At 64.9% G+C, this 20419-nt stretch carries 16 protein-coding genes; 9 read left to right on the top strand and 7 right to left on the bottom strand.

Annotated features, from left to right (window positions below; all coding sequences use genetic code 11):
- Positions 1-104 precede the first annotated feature (104 nt).
- The 3 genes from JJB99_RS19760 to nthA are packed head-to-tail and all read right to left on the bottom strand — an operon-like array spanning position 105 to position 1788.
- Positions 105-485: a nitrile hydratase accessory protein gene (locus tag JJB99_RS19760; protein WP_200494009.1), complete on the bottom strand. Its 381-nt coding sequence runs from the start codon at positions 483-485 to the stop codon at positions 105-107.
- A complete protein-coding gene (gene nthB / locus JJB99_RS19755) occupies positions 485-1144 on the bottom strand; it encodes a nitrile hydratase subunit beta (protein ID WP_200494008.1) in 660 nt (219 codons plus the stop codon). Before nthB ends, JJB99_RS19760 begins: the two co-directional genes overlap by 1 nt.
- Positions 1141-1788: a nitrile hydratase subunit alpha gene (gene nthA / locus JJB99_RS19750; RefSeq protein WP_200494007.1), complete on the bottom strand. Its 648-nt coding sequence runs from the start codon at positions 1786-1788 to the stop codon at positions 1141-1143. The genes nthB and nthA overlap by 4 nt, the downstream gene beginning before the upstream one ends.
- 425 nt (positions 1789-2213) lie before the next feature.
- Here nthA and JJB99_RS19745 point away from each other — a divergent pair, with 425 nt between their 5' ends.
- The 5 genes from JJB99_RS19745 to JJB99_RS19725 all read left to right on the top strand — a co-directional run bounded on the left by JJB99_RS19745 (position 2214) and on the right by JJB99_RS19725 (position 8798).
- A complete protein-coding gene (locus JJB99_RS19745) occupies positions 2214-3353 on the top strand; it encodes a methionine ABC transporter ATP-binding protein (protein WP_200494006.1) in 1140 nt (379 codons plus the stop codon).
- Entirely contained in the window at positions 3343-4008 is a 666-nt protein-coding gene (locus tag JJB99_RS19740; protein WP_200494005.1) for a methionine ABC transporter permease, read from the top strand. The genes JJB99_RS19745 and JJB99_RS19740 overlap by 11 nt, the downstream gene beginning before the upstream one ends.
- 544 nt (positions 4009-4552) lie before the next feature.
- Entirely contained in the window at positions 4553-6541 is a 1989-nt protein-coding gene (locus JJB99_RS19735) for a TonB-dependent siderophore receptor (RefSeq protein ID WP_200500225.1), read from the top strand.
- Positions 6542-6603: 62 nt separating this feature from the next.
- Positions 6604-7893 (top strand): siderophore utilization protein FsrB, encoded by a 1290-nt coding sequence (gene fsrB / locus JJB99_RS19730; RefSeq protein WP_200494004.1) that lies wholly within the window; start codon positions 6604-6606, stop codon positions 7891-7893.
- An 89-nt stretch (positions 7894-7982) separates the two neighbouring features.
- Positions 7983-8798, top strand: a complete 816-nt coding sequence (locus JJB99_RS19725; protein ID WP_200494003.1) for a hypothetical protein — start codon at positions 7983-7985, stop codon at positions 8796-8798.
- Here JJB99_RS19725 and JJB99_RS19720 read toward each other — a convergent pair.
- Positions 8795-9991: a M24 family metallopeptidase gene (locus tag JJB99_RS19720; protein ID WP_200494002.1), complete on the bottom strand. Its 1197-nt coding sequence runs from the start codon at positions 9989-9991 to the stop codon at positions 8795-8797. The genes JJB99_RS19725 and JJB99_RS19720 overlap by 4 nt on opposite strands.
- A gap of 452 nt (positions 9992-10443) precedes the next feature.
- On the opposite strand from JJB99_RS19720, the gene JJB99_RS19715 reads away from it, so the two are divergent.
- From JJB99_RS19715 to JJB99_RS19700, 4 genes are all read left to right on the top strand, one after another.
- Positions 10444-11469: a TRAP transporter substrate-binding protein gene (locus tag JJB99_RS19715; RefSeq protein ID WP_200494001.1), complete on the top strand. Its 1026-nt coding sequence runs from the start codon at positions 10444-10446 to the stop codon at positions 11467-11469.
- A 16-nt stretch (positions 11470-11485) separates the two neighbouring features.
- Positions 11486-13375: a TRAP transporter large permease gene (locus tag JJB99_RS19710; RefSeq protein ID WP_200494000.1), complete on the top strand. Its 1890-nt coding sequence runs from the start codon at positions 11486-11488 to the stop codon at positions 13373-13375.
- Between the two features lie 22 nt (positions 13376-13397).
- Positions 13398-15047, top strand: a complete 1650-nt coding sequence (locus JJB99_RS19705) for an acyl-CoA synthetase (protein WP_200493999.1) — start codon at positions 13398-13400, stop codon at positions 15045-15047.
- A 250-nt stretch (positions 15048-15297) separates the two neighbouring features.
- Positions 15298-16692 (top strand): autotransporter outer membrane beta-barrel domain-containing protein, encoded by a 1395-nt coding sequence (locus JJB99_RS19700; RefSeq protein WP_200493998.1) that lies wholly within the window; start codon positions 15298-15300, stop codon positions 16690-16692.
- 140 nt (positions 16693-16832) lie between these two features.
- On the opposite strand, the gene JJB99_RS19695 is transcribed toward JJB99_RS19700, so the two are convergent.
- Genes JJB99_RS19695 through metG form a run of 3 tightly spaced genes read right to left on the bottom strand, consistent with a single transcriptional unit; the run spans position 16833 to position 20412 of the window.
- On the bottom strand, positions 16833-17630 hold the full coding sequence (locus JJB99_RS19695; RefSeq protein WP_200493997.1) for an MBL fold metallo-hydrolase: 798 nt from the start codon (positions 17628-17630) through the stop codon (positions 16833-16835).
- A 13-nt stretch (positions 17631-17643) separates the two neighbouring features.
- On the bottom strand, positions 17644-18420 hold the full coding sequence (locus tag JJB99_RS19690; RefSeq protein WP_200493996.1) for a TatD family hydrolase: 777 nt from the start codon (positions 18418-18420) through the stop codon (positions 17644-17646).
- Between the two features lie 12 nt (positions 18421-18432).
- The gene (metG, locus tag JJB99_RS19685; protein ID WP_200493995.1) at positions 18433-20412 is read right to left on the bottom strand and encodes a methionine--tRNA ligase; all 1980 of its coding nucleotides are present in this window, start codon (positions 20410-20412) and stop codon (positions 18433-18435) included.
- Positions 20413-20419: the final 7 nt, after the last annotated feature.

The raw sequence follows: 20419 nt of genomic DNA, 5'->3' as shown, positions 1-20419 counted from the left end.
CCGTACTTGAGCCGAGGGGCCGCGGCGTCCTGGATTCCCCGCCTTCGCGGGGAATGACAGTGTTGGTTGGAGCAACAGCGTCCGTAACGCCACGCGGCGCTAGACTACTCCGCAAAATCCTCGTCCCGCAGCTCGATCGGCTTGCCGTGCGGTGTGCGGTCGGCGGCATGGTCCCAGGCGTCCCGATAGCGGTGCAGCGTCTCGATCGATGCGACGCCCTTGCGTGCGACCAAACCCTCCAGAGTGGCGAGCCAGTGCAGGTAGTAGGTCTCGCCCGTGTCAGGATCGCCCGCGGCCTGCGCCCGCTTGATCTCGTCGGCCAGCGCGGCGGCCCATTCCGGCCAGGTGAACACGCCGCGCTCGTGGAGCGTCAGCGCCATCGCAAACGCGTGTGCCTCCCAAAGCGCGCGGAACACCGGGCCGTCGTCATCGCGGGGAATGCTTGGAATGGCCGCCGTCGCGGCGGCGGCAAGCACGCTGCTCATCACGCAGGGTCCAGATAGGGCTCGAACGCGTCAATCGAAACCTTCAAGGTCGGATCGCCATCCGCACCCCAGAGCTCGCGGCCTTCGAACACGACGGTGTAGAGCCATTGCGGATTCTCGCCGAGCTCCATCGCCGCCGAGTCCGGAAACACGTGGCAGCCATGGTTCAATTCGACCACGCCGGCATGGCCGCGGACATAGCGCGGCAGCCGCGTGTGCGTAGCCGGATGGATGTTCTTCGCGCGGACGCGATCGCCGATGTTGAACCTGGCCGGCGCCGGGGCAGGGCGGGCGAACTTGCCGCGTACCATCACGCGCTCGACATTGGCGAGATCGAACTTGCCGTGCTTGAGGGCCTTCGCCGGCTGCATCGCGTGGCCGGCGGCGACCTCCTCGCGCGTGAGATAGCCCTTCTCGAGCAGCATCTCCTCCAGCCCCAAAAACCATTTCTTGTAATAGGAGCTGGACAGGTAGACATGCGGCGGCAGCGTCTCGCGGTAGAAGCGCGAGGTGTCGATGTTGAACGCGCCAGCTGCGCCCATCGCGCGCACCATCGCCAGCACGCGGGACTCCCACTCCGCGTGAAACATCGGCTCGTTCGGCTCAGGCTCGACCTTGCCGAAGCCATCCATGCCGCCCATGTCGTGCACGCCGTTCACGACGGCGCTCCGGGCGTCCTGGGAAAGCCGGTGCCGATCATGGAATCGCGGGTCACGAGCGCGGCGAGCTGCTCCTCGCTCCAGCCTTCCGTGCCCGCGGGACGCATCGGCAGCACCAGAAAGCGCGTCTCGGCGGTGGAATCCCAGACCCGGATCTCGATCTCCTTCGGCAGGCTGACGCCGAAATCGGCGAGCACGCCGCGCGGGTCCTTCACGGCACGCGAGCGGTAGGGCGCGGCCTTGTACCAGACCGGCGGCAGGCCCAGCATTTCCCAGGGATAGCAGGAGCACAGCGTGCACACGACCATGTTGTGGCGCTCTCGCGTGTTCTCGACCACGACAAGATGGTCGCCGACGCGGCTGACATGGCCGAGCGTGCCGATGGCCTTGCTGCCATCCTCGAGCAGCGCCTGCTTGAAGGCCGGATCGGTCCAGGCCTTGGCAACGACCCGCGCGCCGTTATGCGGGCCGATCTTGGTCTCATAGGCCTCGATGATGGCATCGAGCGCAGCCGGCTCGACATAACCTTTTTCGGTCAGGATCGTCTCGAGCGCGCGCACGCGCAGCTCGGTCTCGGACAGCTCCGAATGATCGTGATCGTGATGATGATGGTGGTCGTGATCGTGGTCGTGATTTTGGCTCATGGGCGGAAGATTAGGCGCAATCTTGCCCGCCTGTCGAGCCGTCGTTGCAGCGCGGTCCGGCCGCCGTGTTGCACGCGATGACGATTGAAAGGGAGGTTTCATGACCGCTGGCGCGTCAGCGAGAACAGCGCCTGGGAGGTGTTCTTCTATTTCAGCTCGGTCCTGACTCTGGCATCAACGAGATCGGCTTCATCAAATGGTTCGCGGCTGACCGTGGCAGATGAATTTTCTCTGCCGGAAAGGGTTTTGGAAAATTTCGCCCAACTCCCCGCAAAAATCTGACATTGCAACAAAGACCCGAAACGGCAATGGTGCATATTGCGGTGCAGCGCGCTTCAGCGCTCGGTCGCAGTTCCATTTTGTCCCTCGCTCCGACCCGGCTCGCGGTATGGCTGAGAGGCCTGCGGACGAACCAATTCTTCGGTATGAAGGCCGCCTCCATGAACGCCCACCAATCGCTTGCGATCGGACCGCCGATCGAAACGCTTGAAGCGATCCCACCTGCCGCGATCGAAACCGACGCCATGGTCCGGTTCGTCGGCATCTCAAAAACCTATCCGGCCTATCGCGGCAAGCCCGGCGTCAACGCGCTGCAAAATATCGATTTCGCCATTCCGCGCGGCTCGATCACCGGTGTGATCGGCCGCTCCGGCGCCGGCAAATCGAGCCTCGTGCGGCTGATCAACGGACTGGAGAAGCCGACCGCGGGCAGCGTCATCGTCGACAACAGGGACATCTCGGCGCTCGCTGGGCGCGAGCTGCGGCTGGCGCAGCGCTCGATCGGCATGATCTTCCAGCACTTCAACCTGCTGTCCTCGCGCACCGCCGCCGACAATATCGCGCTGCCGCTCGAGATCGCCGGCTGGGCCAAAGCCGACATCCGCGCCCGCGTCGCCGAACTGCTGGCGCTGGTCGGCATCGCCGACAAGCACGACCGCTATCCCTCGGAACTCTCCGGCGGCCAGAAGCAGCGCGTCGGCATTGCGCGGGCGCTGGCGACACGGCCGAGCGTGCTCTTGTCGGACGAGGCGACCTCGGCGCTCGATCCGCAGACCACCCGGGCGATCCTCGATCTGCTCGCGAGCATCAACCGCGAGTTGGGGGTGACCATCGTGCTGATCACCCATGAAATGTCCGTGGTGCGCCAGCTTGCCAGGGACGTCATCGTGCTGGATGCCGGCCACGTCATCGAGAGCGGCCACGTCGCCGACATCTTCACCCATCCCAAACATCCGATCACGCAGTCCTTCCTGGCTGAAGCGATCGGCGACAGCCTGCCGGTCTCGCTGGCGAGCCGGATTGCAGCGGAGCCGTCTGCCGGCAGACAGGCCGTGATCCGCGTCCAGGTGCGTGGAGCAGGGGCCGGCGACACGCTGGTGGCGCGGCTCGCGCGCGAGCTCGGTGTCGACGTCGCGCTGCTGTCGGCCCGCATCGACGAGATCGGCGGCCAGCATGTGGGCTCCCTGACATTAGGTATTCCCGGCGGCGAGAACGCAGGTACGCGGACGCTGGCCTGGCTGTCTCAACATCAATTCCCGGCGGAGCGCCTCGGCTATGTCGCCTGAACTCCTCAACCTGATTCTGCAGGCCACCTTCGAGAGCCTGTACATGGTCGGCATCGCCGCGCTGCTCGGCACTGTCTTCGGCCTGCCGCTCGGCGTATTCCTCGCCACCAGCCGGAAAGGCGAGCTGTTCGCTGCGCCCCTCGTCAACCGCGTGCTCGGCATCGTCGTCAATGCGACGCGCTCGACACCCTTCATCATCCTGGTCGTCGCCATCATCCCGTTCACGCGGCTCGTCGCCGGCACCTCGATCGGCTCGACTGCGGCGATCGTGCCGCTGACCATTGCTTCGGCGCCGTTCATCGCGCGCCTGGTCGAGGCGGCGGTCCGCGAGGTCGACGGCGGTCTCATCGAGACCGCATCCTCGTTCGGGGCATCGCCGATGCAGATCGTGTTCAAGGTGCTGATCCCCGAGGCGCAGCCGGGCCTGCTGCTGGCGCTGACGCTCGCGGTGGTCAGCCTGCTCGGCTATTCCGCCATGGTCGGTGCCGTCGGTGGCGGCGGCCTCGGCGATCTCGGCATCCGCTACGGCTATCAGCGCTTCATGCCGGAGATGATGCTCGCCGTCGTCGTCGTGCTGATCGCGCTGGTGCAGCTGGTGCAGAGCGCGGGCGACTATCTCGCACGCCGGGTCAATCGCCGGCTGCGGCAGCGCTGACATCGGCTTGCACGACATCGGCTTGCACGACATCGAACAGGCTATCATTCGTCTGTCTGGAAGTATTCAAATTCCAAAGACGCAGCATCGCGTTGCATGTGGGCGCATTCGCCGCACGTGCTGCGCACACGTCTGGAGAAATTCTAACGCAGCTCCTATCGCACTCCGAAATCGCCTGAGTTAGGGCGGGACATCAAAACGGTACCGGCAAAAGCCGGCAGTGCGTGGGGCTTCGACAGACGTGACCGACTTCCAGATGCTTGCGCGTTCCGGCGCGCGTGTTCGATCGATTGAGGTGCTTTTCCTCGGAGCGGTCGGCACATTGAGTCTCATCGTTCCCTTCGATTGTGCAAAGGCGCAGGTGCAGATTCCTGCCGTCACCGTGGAAGCACCCGCGCAGCGCGCTCGTCCCGCGGCAATTGCTTCGTCACGAAGGTCGGCGGCGGCACGCGCCTCCCGCGTCACCCGCCGCACTCCGGCGACCCAAGCTGCGCCGACACAATCGGCATCGAACGGCGCCACGCGTGAGCGAGCCAATGGTCCGGTGCGCGGTTTCGTCGCCACGCGCAGCGGCACGGCGATTAAGACGGATACGCCGCTGATCGAGACGCCGCAGTCGGTCTCCGTCGTCACCACCGATCAGGTCAGGAACCAGGGCGCGGTCTCGATCGGCGAGGCGCTGCGCTATACCGCCGGTGTCAGCGGTGACGTCAATGGCGGCTCGGACACCCGCTTCGGCGGCCTCCAGATCCGCGGCTTCGACATGACCATGCCGGGCCTCTACGTCGATGGCTTGCGGATTCCCTCCAGCAATTACGTGCATTTCAACGGCCTCGATCCCTACGGCGCCGAGCGCATCGAGGTGCTCAAGGGCCCGTCTTCGGCGATGTATGGCGGTAGCGGCACCGGCGGCATTCTCAACTACGTGACAAAGCTGCCGACGGCGCAGCAGTTCGGCGAGGTCTCGATCTCCGGCGGCAGCTTCAACCGCTATCAAGGCCAGTTCGACATGGGCGGCCCCGCCAACAAGGATGGCACCGTGCTGTGGCGACTCACCGGCGTGGTGCGCGACGGCGAGACCCAGGTCGACTTTACCAAGGACAACCGCGTCTTCATCGCACCCGCGGTCACCTTCAAGCCGAACGAGGACACCACCATCACGTTTCTCGCCAATTATCAGCGCGACCGGGCAGGGTGGGGCCTCCAGTTCCTGCCGGCCTCGGGCACGGTGTGGCCGAACAACGGCCGCACCATTCCGGTCTCCTTCTTCGCGGGCGTGCCGGGCTTCGATGCGTTCAATACTGAGATCGCGACCGCGGGGTATCAGCTTTCGCACGACTTCACCGACACCATCACGTTCCGGCAGAACCTGCGCTACGCCTATCAGCACAACGAGGAAAAGGTGTTTTACGGCGGCGGCTATACCGACGAGACCGCAGGGCAGCTCGCGCGCCATGGCAGCACCAGCAATTCGTACATCAACTCCTTCGCGGTGGACAATCAGCTCCAGGGCAAGTTCACCACCGGCATCCTCAGCCACATCACGCTGATCGGGATCGACTATCGCAACACCGACTTCCGCGACACTGCCTATAGCGTCACGACCTCCTCGCCGACGGTCAACGTCTTCAATCCCGTCTACAGCTACGACTGGACCATCGGCGCCATGAGTGACAACACCGGTGCCAAGCAGTCACAGGTCGGCCTCTATGCGCAGGACCAGATCAAACTCGGCCGTCTGTCGTTCCAGCTCGGCGGCCGCCAGGATTTTGTGACGACACAGGTCGACAGCGGCATCTCCAATACGACTGTTTCGAAGGATGCCTCGGCCTTCACCGGCCGCGCCGCCGTGATGTACAATTTCGACAATGGCATCGCGCCCTATTTCAGCTACTCGGAATCATTCCTGCCGGTGCTCGCGACCGGAGCCGGCGGCCAGATGCTCAACCCTGAAACCGGCGTTCAGTACGAAGTCGGCGTCAAATACCAGCCGCCCGGCTGGAATGCGCTATTCACCTTCGCCGCCTTCGACCTGACGCGTGACAACGTCGTCACCTATGCGCCGCCGAGCTATCTCGCCGAACAGACCGGTCAGGTGAAATCGCGCGGCATCGAGCTCGAAGGCACGATGTCGCTCGCCGACGGCTGGAACCTGCGTGCGGCCTACGCCTATATCGATGCCATGGTCACGCAGGATCCGGTGAATGTCGGCAAGGCGCCGGTCACCGTGCCGCTCAACCGGGCCTCACTGTGGAGCGATTACACGCTGCAGAGCGGCCCGCTCGACGGCCTGCAATTCGGCGGCGGCATCCGCTATGTCGGCGCGACCTGGGGCGATGGCGCCAATACGTTTAAGGTGGGAGCCTCGACCGTGCTGGATGCGCTGCTCGCCTACAGCAGGGACAATTGGCGCCTGTCGCTCAACGTCACCAATCTCGCCGACACCCGCTATGTCGCAGCCTGCTACAGCCTGTCCGGTTGCTTCTACGCGGAGGGACGCAAGGCGATCGGCAGGCTGACCTACCGCTGGTGAGTTCGGTCAGAGGACGGCCCCCGGCAAAGGCCCGCCGGACCGCTTGATGAGAGTCGACGACGATGAGAACGATATTCGGCAAGCTGCATCGCTGGGCGGGACTGTTGACGGCGGGCTTCCTGTTCTTCTCCGGCGTCACCGGCGCGATCATCTCCTGGGATCACGAGATCGACGACGTCCTGAACAGCCGCTTGTTCGACGTCACCAGCAAAGGCCCGGCGATTCCCTCGATCGAGCTCGCCAAGATGATCGAGCAGCGCGATCCCCGCGCGCGCGTCGTCTATCTCTTCATGACGCCGGAGGAGGGCCACTCGCTGTGGTTCTTTGTGGTGCCGCGGATCGATCCCGCCACGGGCAAGCGCTTCACGATCGACTACAACCAGGTGTTCCTCGATCCCAACACCGGCGCGGAGCTCGGCCGGCGCTATTGGGGCGCGGTGTGGCCGGTGACGCGGGAGAATTTCGTCTCGTTCCTGTACAAGCTGCACTACACCATGCATATCCCGGAATTCTGGGGCAGCGACCGCTGGGGCATGCGCCTGCTCGGCATCATCGCCATCATCTGGACCATCGACTGCTTCGTCGGCTTCTACCTGACGCTGCCGTCGCGCCGGCGCGCCAGGGCGGCGCGGGCGCCGGCCGTCACACGCCAGCTTGCGCGCGGCTTCTGGGCGCGCTGGGCGCCGGCCTGGACCATCAAGACCTCGGGCAGCGCCTACCGGATCAATTTCGACATCCATCGCGCCTTCAGCCTGTGGACCTGGGGCGTGCTGTTCATCATCGCCTTCACGGCGTTCTCGCTGAACCTCTATTTCGAGGTGTTCTCGCCGCTGATGAAGATGGTGTCGAACTACACGCCGACACCCTATGAGCAGCGGCCGTATCGCGATCTCGACGACCCCATCGAGCCCAGGGTGACTTTTGCCGAGATCGCCGCGCGTGCGGCGGCCGACGCCAAGGCGCGCGGCTGGACCGTCCCGGTCGGCTCGATCAACTACGGACCGGCCCACGGCGTCTATGCCGCCGCCTTCTTCCATCCGGGCGACGACCACGGCGCCGGCGGCGTCGGCCCGGCGCAGCTCTATTACGACAGCGAGGATGGCCGTCCGCTCGGCGAGCGGTTGCCCTGGGTCGGCACCCCCGCCGATATCTTCGTGCAGGCGCAATTCCCGCTGCATTCGGGCCGCATCGTCGGACTGTTCGGCCGCATCCTGATCTCGGTCATGGGGCTGGTCGTGGCGGCGCTCGCGGTCACCGGCCTCGTGATCTGGTGGCGCAAGCGGCGCGCCCGGATCCGGGTGCGCGAGACGGCGGCGCTGCGCCTGAGCCGGCAGCTGACGCCGGCGGAATAGGCCGCGACGTGTATGTCCCTCTCGGATGAACCTTCACGCCGCGCAGCGGCACAAAGACTGGAGATCGCCCCCGTCTTGCCGGAAATCGCATGAGATCGTTCGCCTTGCTCTGCCTGCTCGCTTTCGCCACGCCCGCTGATGCGGCCAGTCCCGAGCAGCACTGTCTCGACCTGCGCGACCACTACATCGCAAAATTCTCCAAAGCCAAGGACAACGACGAGACCACCAAGCAGCACGATGCGGCGCTCGGAGAATTGACAGGCGCGCTGCGCAACCTGGTCGGACCCGTCGCCATCGAGGGGCTGCCAGCCGACGGCAAGTCGAATGTCGACACGCTCTTCAAGGGAGACTCCGGCTTCGGCCATCTCGACGGGCTCGGCTTCGCCTCCGAGGGCGACAAGATGCAGGCTGTTGTGACCACGACCGCGCTGCTCAAGCATTGGCTGCGCGAACACCGCGAGGACGGCATGCCGCAGGAGATTGGCGCGGCCTTCAGGTCCGACCGCTTCTACTATCAAGCCATCCAGGACTCTGCCTTCGTCAAATATGCCGAGCTGCCGATCACGAAGCCCGCATCCGCGAGCGTCGCGGTCGCCGTGCTCGGTGTGCGCGGCAATGGCGACCTGAAGGGATCGCCGCGTGAGATCGATGTGGTCGCGATCCAGGGCGACAAGGTCTACTTCCTTGCCGTAGCGGATGCGGTGAAGACGGCCGAGATCCCCGCCTGCGAAAAAGTCTGGAAGCAGATGATGGCCAGGAAGATCCCGCAGGACGCCATCGCCAAAGAGGACCAGGCCATGGACGCCTACACGAAATGCTTCGCCAAGGAAGCGCCGAGGCAGGGTTGGTTCGCAGCAGTCGTCAAGAAGGCGCAGAGCCAGCTCGATCTGCTGCCGCTGCGCTAGAGCGCGCTCCCGCCCAAATTCCAAGCACGCCCGCCCTCACCAAAAATCTCGTACCCACTCGCCGTCACCGCGACCGTATCCTCGAGCTTGATGAACCCGCGCTTCGGATGCTTCATCGTCGTCTCGATCGACACCACCATGCCAGGCTCGAGCGGTCGCCGAGCGTCGGTGTCGTCATAGGGAACCGGACCTTTGGCGGTCAGGTGAGGGGCCTCGTGGGTGACGAGGCCCATGCCGTGGGCCAAAAAGTCCGTGCAGTCGCGCTGCGGGATCTGGGCGAGCTGCCGCTCGGCCGCGACGTAGATCTCGCCGCCCATCGTGCCCGGCCGGACCGCGGCAAAGGCGGCGCGCTGCACCGCCTCGATCTCGGCGAGGCAATCCTTCAGCTCGGCATCCGGCTCGCCCAGCACGGCCATGCGCGCGAGGTCGCCGATATAGCCGTGATAATTTCCGCCGGAGTCCAGCGACAGCACCTCGCCTTGCTCCCAGCGCTGCGCCGACGGCGCCCGGTTGTGGCTGCTGCCGCAGGCCAGCAGGCAGTATTCGAAGGTGAGGCCGCGATTGACCTCGGCGACGCGCAAGGCGTCCGACAATTGCTGCTTGGTCGTGCCAGGACCATGTCCGGCGATCACCTCCAGCATCGATGCGATGACAAGCTCGGACGCCGTCCTGAGCTTTGCCAGCTCATCCGCTGACTTCACCGCGCGCAGCCGCTCCAGCACCAGCAGCGCGTCCTTGAGCTCGGCGCCGGGCAGGGCATCCGCCAGCGCCCGGCCGGCATCCATCGGCAAGAACGCCATCTCGACCCCGATCCGCTTCATCGGCACGCCCGTGTCCTTCAGGGCGCTCACGGCCCGCATGATCGCGTCGACCGAGCCGTTGGACTCGGTCCGGACTTGCGGCACCCAGGGCGGCGCCACGGCGCGCTGATGGGTCTCCAGCCGGTGGCCGATATAAATCGACTTCCCGGGCGCGCCCTTGGGATAGACCAGCACCGGCAGATAGCGGCTGACGCCCACCGCGTCCATGTAATCGAAGAAGATCGCGCGCTCAGCGCTCAGGAGGTATTGCACATTGTGCTTGGAGGTCGCGATCAGGACATCGAGTCCTGCAGCTTCCATCAGACCGTCGAGCTTGGCGGCGTCGAATGGAATAGCGCGCGAGCCGGACGCGCGCGTGACGTGCTCCTGCATAGTGGACCTCCCAATGGGCTGGCGCGGCTTGGCTGCGTCCGTTGTCCGTGCTTGTCGACAGACAATTCTGAGCCGGGAGCGGGGTTCTCGGTAGCCTTAGATTTGGCCGAGCTGACCTGCGCCATTCATATCTGGAATTCGCATAAGGTATATTATGGAATATGTTTTTCTACAATCAGATCAAATATTTAGGCAGAATTCCTGCCGCCGAGCCTTCGCTACGGCGCGTTTTCCGGCGCCGGCCTCGACCCTCGCCTCAGCTCTTGACGGCTACTGTGCATGGGGTTGTTCTCAGATTTTGAATCCGGTGCGTCTGCCGAAAGCCGATATTGCCGTGGTGATGTCCGGCTGCAATAAGCGAGGCTTCGCGAGATCGCAGATGACGTTCTGACCGTCCGTCCGTATAGGTTTGCGTCTCAGAACAACAACAAACCTTCCGAGGAAGCAGACCCATGGTCTTTTCAACGCGCTTTTCCCGACGCACGCTTCTCAAGGCCTCGACCGCGGTCCTGGGCGGCCTCGGTGCGCCCCATGTGGCCCGCGCAGAGAGCGCCGAGTTCAGCTACAAATATGCCAACAACCTGCCGGACACCCATCCGCTGAATGTGCGCGCCAAGGAGATGGCCGCCGCGATCAAGAGCGAGACCAATGGCAAGTTCGACCTCCAGATCTTCCCGAACAACCAGCTCGGCTCCGACACCGACATGCTGAGCCAGATCCGCTCCGGCGGCGTCGAATTCTTCACGCTGTCGGGCCTGATCCTGTCGACCCTGGTGCCGGCCGCCTCCATCAACGGCATCGGCTTCGCGTTCCCGGACTACGGCACGGTCTGGAAGGCGATGGACGGCGATCTCGGCGCCCATGTCCGCGGCGAAATCAAGAAGGCCGGCCTCGAGGTCATGGACAAGATCTGGGACAACGGCTTCCGCCAGACCACGTCCTCGACCAAGCCGATCAACGGCCCCGACGATCTGAAGGGCTTCAAGATCCGCGTGCCGGTGTCGCCGCTGTGGACCTCGATGTTCAAGGCTTTCGATGCGGCGCCCGCCTCCATCAATTTCGCCGAGGTCTATTCCGCGCTCCAGACCAGGATCGTCGAGGGCCAGGAGAACCCGCTGGCGATCATCTCGACCGCCAAGCTCTATGAGGTGCAGAAGTTCTGCTCGCTGACCAACCACATGTGGGACGGCTTCTGGTTCCTGGCCAACCGGCGCGCCTGGAGCGCGCTGCCGGAGGACGTGCGCACCATCGTCGCCAAGCATATCAATGCCGCCGCGGTGAAAGAACGCGAGGACACCGCCAAGCTCAATGCCAATCTCCAGCAGGAGCTCGCAGCCAAGGGCTTGACCTTCAACCAGCCCACTGTGGCGCCGTTCCGCGACAAGCTGCGCGCCGCCGGCTTCTATGCCGAGTGGAAGGGCAAGTATGGCGACCAGGCCTGGGACCTGCTGGAAAAGGCCGTCGGCAAGCTGTCGTAACGCGTTGGGAGCCGTCATGGCTCATGTCGAGGTCGAGGCGAACGGCGTGGCGGGCGAGGCGGCTGTTCAGTCCCCTCGCCGACCTTCGCTGCTGGAATCGCTCGAGCGCTTGCTCGGCCTCCTCGTCGAAATCCCGGCGGCGATCTTGGTCGTCGCCGAGATCGCGATCCTGTTCGCCGGCGTGGTCGCCCGCTACGGCCTGCACCGGCCGCTGATCTGGTCGGACGAGCTCGCCTCGATCCTGTTCCTGTGGCTGGCCATGCTGGGCGCCGCAGTCGCATTCCGCCGCTCCGAGCACATGCGCATGACCGCAATCGTCGCCAGCGCGGGCCCAGCGATGCGGGCCTGGCTCGATTTGGTCGCGGTCTGCGCGGCGCTGACATTCCTGGTGCTGATCGTCTGGCCCTCCTGGGACTACGCCTACGAGGAAAGCTTCATCACCACGCCGGCGCTCCAGATCCCGAACATCTGGCGCGCCGCCGCGCTGCCGGCCGGCATCGGCCTGATGGCGGCGTTTGCCCTGCTGCGGCTCGTGCGCACGGCCGATTACCGGATGGTGCTGACGGCCGCGCTGTCCGTTGCCGTCGTCGTCGGTCTGTTCTGGCTGGCACAGCCATATTTGCGGCCGCTCGGTAATCTCAACCTGGTCATCTTCTTCGTCGGCGTCGCCGGCTTCTGCGTGTTCGCTGGCGTTCCCATTGCGTTCGGCTTTGGGCTCGCGATCTTCGGCTATCTCGCGCTGACCACGCGCACGCCCGTCATGGTGCTGGTCGGACGGATGGACGAGGGCATGAGCCACCTCATCCTGCTCTCGGTACCGTTGTTCGTGTTTCTGGGGCTGTTGATCGAGATGACCGGCATGGCGCGGGCCATGGTGGCGTTCCTGGCGAGCCTGCTCGGCCATGTCCGCGGCGGCCTTCATTACGTTCTTGTCGGCGCCATGTACCTGGTCTCCGGCATATCAGGCGCCAAGGCCGCCGACATGGCGGCGGTCGCGCCTGTGCTGTTCCCGGAGATGAAGCAGCGCGGCGCCCGTCCCGGCGATCTCGTCGCGCTGCTGGCGGCAACCGGCGCCCAGACCGAAACCATTCCGCCGAGCCTGGTGCTGATCACGATCGGCTCGGTCACCGGCGTCTCGATCGCGGCGCTGTTCACCGGCGGCCTGCTGCCCGGCGTCGTGCTCGCGCTCACGCTCTGCATGCTGGTGTGGTGGCGCTACCGCTACGAGGACATGAGCCATGTCCGCCGTGCCACGGCCGGCGAAATCGGCAGGACCTTCATCGTCGCCCTGCCCGCGCTCGCGCTGCCCTTCGTGATCCGCTACGCCGTGGTCGAGGGCATTGCCACCGCGACCGAAGTCTCCACCATCGGCATCGTCTATGGCGCCCTCGCCGGCCTTATCGTCTACCGCCGCTTCGACTGGCGGCGGCTGTTTCCCATGCTAGTCGAGACCGCGGCGCTGTCGGGCGCGATCCTGCTGATCATCGGCACTGCCACCGGCATGGCCTGGGGCCTGACCCAATCCGGCTTCTCGCGCTCGCTGGCATCCGCCATGACCGGCTTGCCGGGCGGGGCTGCGACCTTCATCGCCGTCTCGATCCTCGCCTTCACCATCCTCGGCAGCGTGCTGGAGGGCATCCCGGCGATCGTGCTGTTCGGGCCGCTCTTGTTTCCGATCGCCCGCGCCGTCGGCGTGCACGAGGTGCACTATGCCATGGTGATCATTCTCGCCATGGGCATCGGCCTGTTCGCCCCGCCCTTCGGCGTCGGCTATTATGCCGCTTGCGCCATCGGACGCGTCGATCCGGCCGAAGGCATCAGGCCGATCTGGGGCTATCTGCTGGCGTTGCTGGTGGGATTGATCATCGTCGCGGTCTTCCCCTGGATCTCGATCGGATTCCTTTGAGACGCTTTTGCGGAGGGTGTCGATGAGTGCGCAGCAGAACCAGTACGATATCGGCCTCGACAAGACCCCCGCCAACTACGTGCCGCTGAGCCCGCTCAGCTTCCTCGCGCGCAGCGCCGCGGTCTATCCCGATCACGTCAGCACGGTCTATGAGGGCCGCAGCTTCACCTGGGCGCAGACCTTCGAGCGCTGCAAGCGCTTTGCCTCATATCTCGCCGGCAAGGGCGTCGGCGTCGGCGACACCGTCGCGGCGATGCTGCCGAACATTCCGGCGATGAACGAGGCGCATTTCGCGGTGCCGATGACCGGCGCCGTGCTCAACGCGCTCAACATCCGCCTCGATGCGCCGTCGATCGCATTCCAGCTCGACCATGGCGGCGCCAGCATCATCCTGGTCGATCCCGAATTTTCCGGCATCATCGCCGACGCGCTGGCGCAGATGAGCGGGCCGAAGCCGTTCGTGATCGACGTCGACGATGCCGCCTTCAAGGGGGGAACGCGCATCGGCGAGATCGAGTACGAGGCTGCCGTCGCGCAAGGCGATCCGAACTTCACGGTGATCGGGCCGAGCGACGAATGGAACGCGATCGCGCTGAGCTACACCTCGGGCACGACGGGCAATCCCAAAGGCGTCGTCACGCATCACCGCGGCGCGTATCTCAACGCGGTCAGCAACATCCTTGCCGGCAATCTCGGCCAGCATCCGGTCTATCTCTGGACGCTGCCGATGTTCCACTGCAACGGCTGGTGCTTTCCCTGGACCATCGCGGCCGCCGCCGGCGTCAATGTCTGCCTGCGCAAGGTCGAGCCGACAAAAATCTTCGAGCTGATCAGGACCCACGGCGTCACGCATATGTGCGGCGCGCCGATCGTCTACAACACCCTGATCAACGCCCCCGACGCGCCGACGCGCGAGGGCGCCCGCCGCGTCGTCGGCCTGATCGCAGGTGCGGCGCCGCCCGTCGCGGTGCTGGAAGGCGCCGAGAACATCGGCATCAAGCTGACGCATGTGTACGGCTTGACCGAGGTCTACGGCCCCGCCTCCGTCTGCGCCGAGCAACCCGGCTGGGACGAGCTTCCCGCCGCCGAACGCGCCCGCATGAAGCGACGCCAGGGCGTGCCCTACCCGCTCGAGGAAAGCGTCACCGTGATCGATCCGCAGACGATGCGTGAGGTGCCGCGCGACGGCGAGACCATCGGCGAGGTCATGTTCCGCGGCAACATCGTGATGAAGGGCTACCTGAAGAACGAGAAGGCGACGAAGGAAGCGTTCGAGGGCGGCTGGTTTCACACCGGCGATCTCGGCGTGCTCGATGCGCACGGCTACGTCACCATCAAGGACCGCTCCAAGGACATCATCATCTCCGGCGGCGAGAACGTTTCGTCCGTCGAGGTCGAGGACGTCCTCTACAAACACCCGGCCGTACTGTTCGCCGCCGTGGTCGCCAAGCCCGATCCGAAATGGGGCGAAGTGCCGTGTGCCTTCGTCGAGCTGAAGGACGGCGCCAGCGCAACCGAAGCCGAGATCATCGCTTTCTGTCGCACGCATTTGAGCGGCTTCAAGACGCCGAAGGCCGTCGTGTTCGGACCGATCCCGAAAACGTCCACCGGCAAGATCCAGAAATTCCTGCTGCGCAAGGAGGTGGGCTCGGCGAAGGCGATCTCGGCCTGACTCGATCCAACGCTGGAAACATCCGGAAACAAGACTGCATGCGCGTGACGATCGTGTGTTGTCGTGAAACCGATTGCGTGTGTTTGCTGACATCACGACACGTCAGGAAAAGATTGGAAAAACATTAGGGACGCATTTACGTTTCGCTCCCGTCGGATTCGCCGCTTCCATATGATTCGCCGCGCGGGCTGCGTGGCCGGCGACCGGCGCTGTTGGGGCGCTTCATGCGGCTGGTGTCGTGAGCCCGGACGTGCGTGCGCGTCTGGCGCTGCTGCTATTGACGGCTGGACTGCTGCTGCCCGATGCGGCCGCTGCGCAGGCGATGCGCGAGTTCGGCGCATTCGGGCAGACCGAGAATTTCACGCCAAGCCCGAACGGGCCGGGTAACGTCATTAATTTCAGCATCATCAACACCGTTGGCGGCGGCATCGGTGGTGCCATGTCTGGTGGCCCGCAGCTGATGTCGGCGGGCGGCGGCGCGCCGCTCGGCAACGGTAATGGCGGCGGGACGCCGCCGCCTTACGGATCGAGCGCCGGTCCGTCCGGCGCTTCCGCCGCCGCGCGCTTAGGCATGCAGCAAGGCTTTGTCGTCAGTATTGCCAGTCGCAACGCAACGCAGACCGAGACGGCGCAAGCCACGTTCCTCGCGATGACCCAGTTCACGCAAGCCCTGCTCGATCCCGCCATCGACGGACGTGGTATCGGCCCTGCTGGATGGGATGCAGAACTCGCCGCTTACGCCGAGATCGGAAACGACCGCACCCATGGCGGCATCGGGCGTGAGGCCTATGCGGCGATCTACGGCAAACCCTCGCTCGCGACGGCGCACTGGAACGTCTGGGCTGCCGGCTTCGGCTGCTCGCAGGTGTCGGCCGAGGGCAGCGGCTCCGCCAGCCGGAGTTTCGGCACGGTGGTCGGCGCCGACTATTTGCTCTCGCCGCAGACGCGGATGGGCTTTGCGCTCGCTGGCGGCGGCACCGGCTTCGCCAACAATTTCTCCAGCGGCCGCTCCGATCTATTCCAGGCGGGCGCCTTCGCCAGGCACTCGATGGGGCCGGCCTATGTCGCAACCGCGCTCGCTTACGGCTGGCAGGCCATCACCGGGGATTATCAGGTGACGCCGGCCGGCGCCCGCCAAGTCAACGCGGCCGTCAATGCCAACGCCTATTCCGGTCGCCTCGAAGGCGGCTACCGCTTTGCCATGCCCTGGCTCGGCCTCACGCCCTACGCGGCGGCGCAGATCACCACCTTCCGCCTGCCGTCCAGTGTGGCGCAGTCGGCCTACCTGACCGACGTGCTGCCGGCCGCGCCCGACGGCAACAGTTTCACCGACAGCCGGACCGAGCTCGGCGTGCGCACGAGCGCGTCCTTCGCACTGCTCGGAAGCGTCATGAACCTGCGCGGGCGGCTCGCCTGGGCGCATGATTTCAGCGCGGGGCAATCGATCCCCGCCGCGTTCCAGTCCCTGCCCGGCCAGGGGTTCATCGTCGGCGGCACGGCATTGGCGCCGAACGCCGCTCTCACAGGTGTTGCGCTCGAGCTGCGGGACCTGAATGGCTGGTCGGCCTCGGCGAATATTGATAGCGAGCTGTCGAGCCTCGTGCGCTCCTATACCGGCAGGGCCGTTCTGCGCTATGTCTGGTGATCCTGTTCCTGCACAAGATGCGCGTCATCATGTACTTCATCATGGGCGCGATCTTCTCGGCCACAGCCGGCTTGGTCCCGTGGTTCAGTTAGGGCCCTCAGCGCTGACGCGCCCGCCTCGGCCCGGGCGATCCGTTACTTTCAGTGCGTCTCCAGCCGCAGCCCGTCATAGGCGGGTACAACGCCCGCGGGCAGCGACTGCCGGATCACCTCGTAATCGACGTCGGCGGTCATGTTGGTGATGACGGCGCGTTTCGGCTTGAAGCGCTCGATCCAGGACAACGCGTCATTGATGCTGAAATGGCTGGAGTGACTCTGGTACCGCAGGCCGTCGACGATCCAGAGATCGAGGTTCTCGAGCGCGCCAAAACTCTCGCGTGGGATGTCGTCGAGGTCGGGCGTGTAGGCGGCATTGCCGATGCGGTAGCCGAGCGCGGGGATCTGGCCGTGCCGAACCAGGAAGGCGGTCATCTTCACCGCGCCGCCCTTCCCCAAGATGGTCTGGCTCTCGCCCGCCTCGATTGAATGCCGCGTCAGGATCGGCGGATAGTCGCTGCCCTCCGGCGAGATGAAGCAATAAGAGAACCGCGCCATGACGTCCTTGGCGGTCGACTGATTGAAATAGGTCGGAATGCGCTTGCGCATATGCAATACGACCGAGCGCAGATCGTCCATCCCATGAGTCTGATCGGCATGTTCGTGGGTGAGGAAGACCGCGTCGATATGATCGACATCGGCGTCGATGAGTTGTTCACGCAGGTCAGGCGAGGTGTCGATGACGATCCGCGTCGTGCCGTGCTCGCCGGCCTGCTCGACCAGCAGCGAGCAGCGGCGGCGGCGGTTCTTGGGATTGTTGGGATCGCAGGCGCCCCAGCCGAGTGCCGGGCGCGGCACGCCGGCGGAGGAGCCGCAACCCAGGATCGTCAGCGTCAGCGTCATGCGGCTCCCAATCCTAGATTTTCACCTTTGAGAACAGGCGAAAGAAGTTTTCGCTGGTCTGGCGCGAGATCTCTTCGAGCGACACGCCGCGTGTTTCGGCGAGCACCTTGGCGACCTCGACCACATAGGCCGGCTCGTTGCGCTTACCCCGGAACTTGCCGGGCGCAAGATAGGGCGAGTCTGTTTCAACAAGAATACGATCGGACGGCAGTTCGGCTGCGAGCGCACGCAAGGCCTCAGACTTCTTGAAGGTCAGGATGCCCGTGAAGCCGATGTACAGCCCGAGCGACACCGCCTTCAGCGCCAGCTCGCGCCCGCCGGTGTAACAATGCAGCACGGCGCGAAACGATCCCTTGACCGCCTCCTCTTCCAGGATGCGGGCGCAATCCTCGTCGGCCTCGCGGGTATGGATGACCAGCGGCAGGCCGGTCGTGCGCGCCGCGGCGATGTGCGCACGAAAGCCCCTCGCCTGCGCCTCCGGCGAGCCGTTGTCGTAGAAATAGTCGAGCCCGGCCTCGCCGAGCGCGACCACCTTGGGATGCCCGGTCAGTGCGATCAGCTCGTCCGGCGAGACGCCGTCTTCCTCATCCGCGTTGTGCGGATGAGTGCCGACGGAGCAGTAGACGTCGTCGAATCGCTCGGCGATGGCGAGAAGCTGGTTGAGCTTTTTCACCCGCGTCGAGATCGTGACCATGCGGCCGATTCCGGCCGCACGTGCACGCGACACGATCCCGTCGAGATCTTCCGCAAAGTCCGGAAAATCGAGATGGCAGTGACTGTCGACCAGCATGGAGCGAACGCCTCAGGCCGCCGGTTCGATGTAGCGCGGGAATGCCGGCGTGGGCGCGGGCAGCACCGAGCCGGGTGCGATCCGTTTGGCGCCGCCGAGCATGGCGAAGTTGCGCTCTCCTTCGGGAATGCCGAGGCTATCGAGCAGCAGGTTCGAGGCGGTCGGCATCGCCGGCTGGGCCAGGATCGCGATCTGGCGCACGACTTCAGCGGTGACGTAGAGCACCGTCTTCTGCCGCGCAGGATCGGTCTTGGCGAGCGCCCACGGCGCCTCGCCCGCGAAATAACGGTTGGCTTCCGCGACCACGGCCCACACCGCGTTGAGCCATTGGTGGATCTGCTGCGTCGCCATCGCTTCGCGACTGGCTGTGACCATCCCGTCGGCCATTGCCAGGATCGCCTTATCGTTGTCACTGAACTCGCCGGGCTCCGGCAGCACGCCGCCGAGCTGCTTGGCGATCATCGACAACGAGCGCTGCGCGAGATTGCCGAGATCGTTGGCGAGATCGGCATTGATGCGCGCGACGATGGCCTCGTGGTTATAGTTGCCGTCCTGGCCGAACGGCACCTCGCGCAGGAAGAAATAGCGCATCTGGTCGACGCCATACTGGTCGGCGAGATTGAAGGGGTCGACGACGTTGCCGACCGACTTCGACATTTTCTCGCCCCTGTTGAACAGGAAGCCGTGGGCATAGACCCGCTTCGGCAGCGGGATCCCAGCCGACAGAAGGAAAGCCGGCCAATACACCGCATGGAAGCGGATGATGTCCTTGCCGATGATGTGCACGTCGGCCGGCCAGTAACGCCAGTTCTTGTCGCTTTCGTCGGGAAAACCGACGCCGGTGATGTAGTTGGTCAGCGCGTCGACCCAGACATACATCACGTGCTCTTCGTCGCTGGGCACCTTGACGCCCCAGTCGAACGTCGTGCGCGAGATCGAGAGATCGCGCAGGCCTCCCTTGACGAAGCTCACCACCTCGTTGCGGCGCGAGTCCGGGCCGATGAAATCCGGATGCTCCTCGTAGAGCTTCAGCAGCTTGCCCTGATAGGCCGACAGGCGGAAGAAGTAGCTCTTCTCCTCGACCCATTCGACCGGCGTGCCCTGCGGCCCGAGCCGCACGCCCTCGTCGTTCAGGCGCGTCTCGTCCTCGGCGTAATAAGCTTCGTCGCGGACCGAGTACCAGCCCGAATAGATGTCGGCATAGATGTCGCCGTTCGCTTCCATGCGTCGCCAGATCTCCTGGCTCGAGCGATGATGTTGCTCCTCGGTGGTGCGGATGAAGCGGTCGAACGACACGTTCAGCCGCTTGTCCATCTCCTTGAAGCGGCCGGCGTTGCGGGTCGCGAGCGCCGACGGATTCAGGCCCTCGTTCTGTGCGGTCTGAACCATTTTCTGACCATGCTCGTCGGTGCCGGTCAGGAAGAACACGTCCTTGCCGTCGAGCCGCGCAAACCGCGCCAGCGTATCGGTGGCGATCGCTTCGTAGGCGTGGCCGATATGCGGATGGCCGTTGGGATAGGCGATCGCGGTTGTGATGTAGAAGATGTTGTCCCGCGCGGGAGCGGCAGCAGACTCTACCGCCTTGGGTGCAGCCAGCGGCCTCGACGCAGGCGGGGCCTTGGATTTCGATACCTTGGGCTTCACGGCCTTCGGCGGAGCGACGGCAGGCGCCGGCGCGGCGATTGCGGTGGCCGTGGTCACCCTCGCCTTCTTCGCCACCTTCGTTGCCGGAGCCTTGGCGGGCGTTTTGACAGCCGTTTTCTTCGACGCTTTCTTGGAGCCTTTCTTGGAGCCTTTCTTGGAGGCTTTCTTGGCGACGACCTGCTTCTTCGCAGCCTTTTTGCCGGCCCTCTTTGCCGTCTTCTTCACGCCCTTCCCGACCGCAGCCTTCTTGGTCTTCTTGGCGCCCTTGCGCGCAGGTGCCTTCGCAGCCTTCTTCGCGGCCTTCTTGCTGCTCTTGCCCTTGACGTTCTTCTTAGCTCGCGCTGCCACGACGAAT

The sequence above is a fragment of the Bradyrhizobium diazoefficiens genome, from assembly GCF_016616235.1.
Lineage (GTDB): Bacteria > Pseudomonadota > Alphaproteobacteria > Rhizobiales > Xanthobacteraceae > Bradyrhizobium > Bradyrhizobium diazoefficiens_H.
Note: the sequence above shows the minus strand (reverse complement) of the source record. Positions and strands in the feature narration are given on the sequence as shown.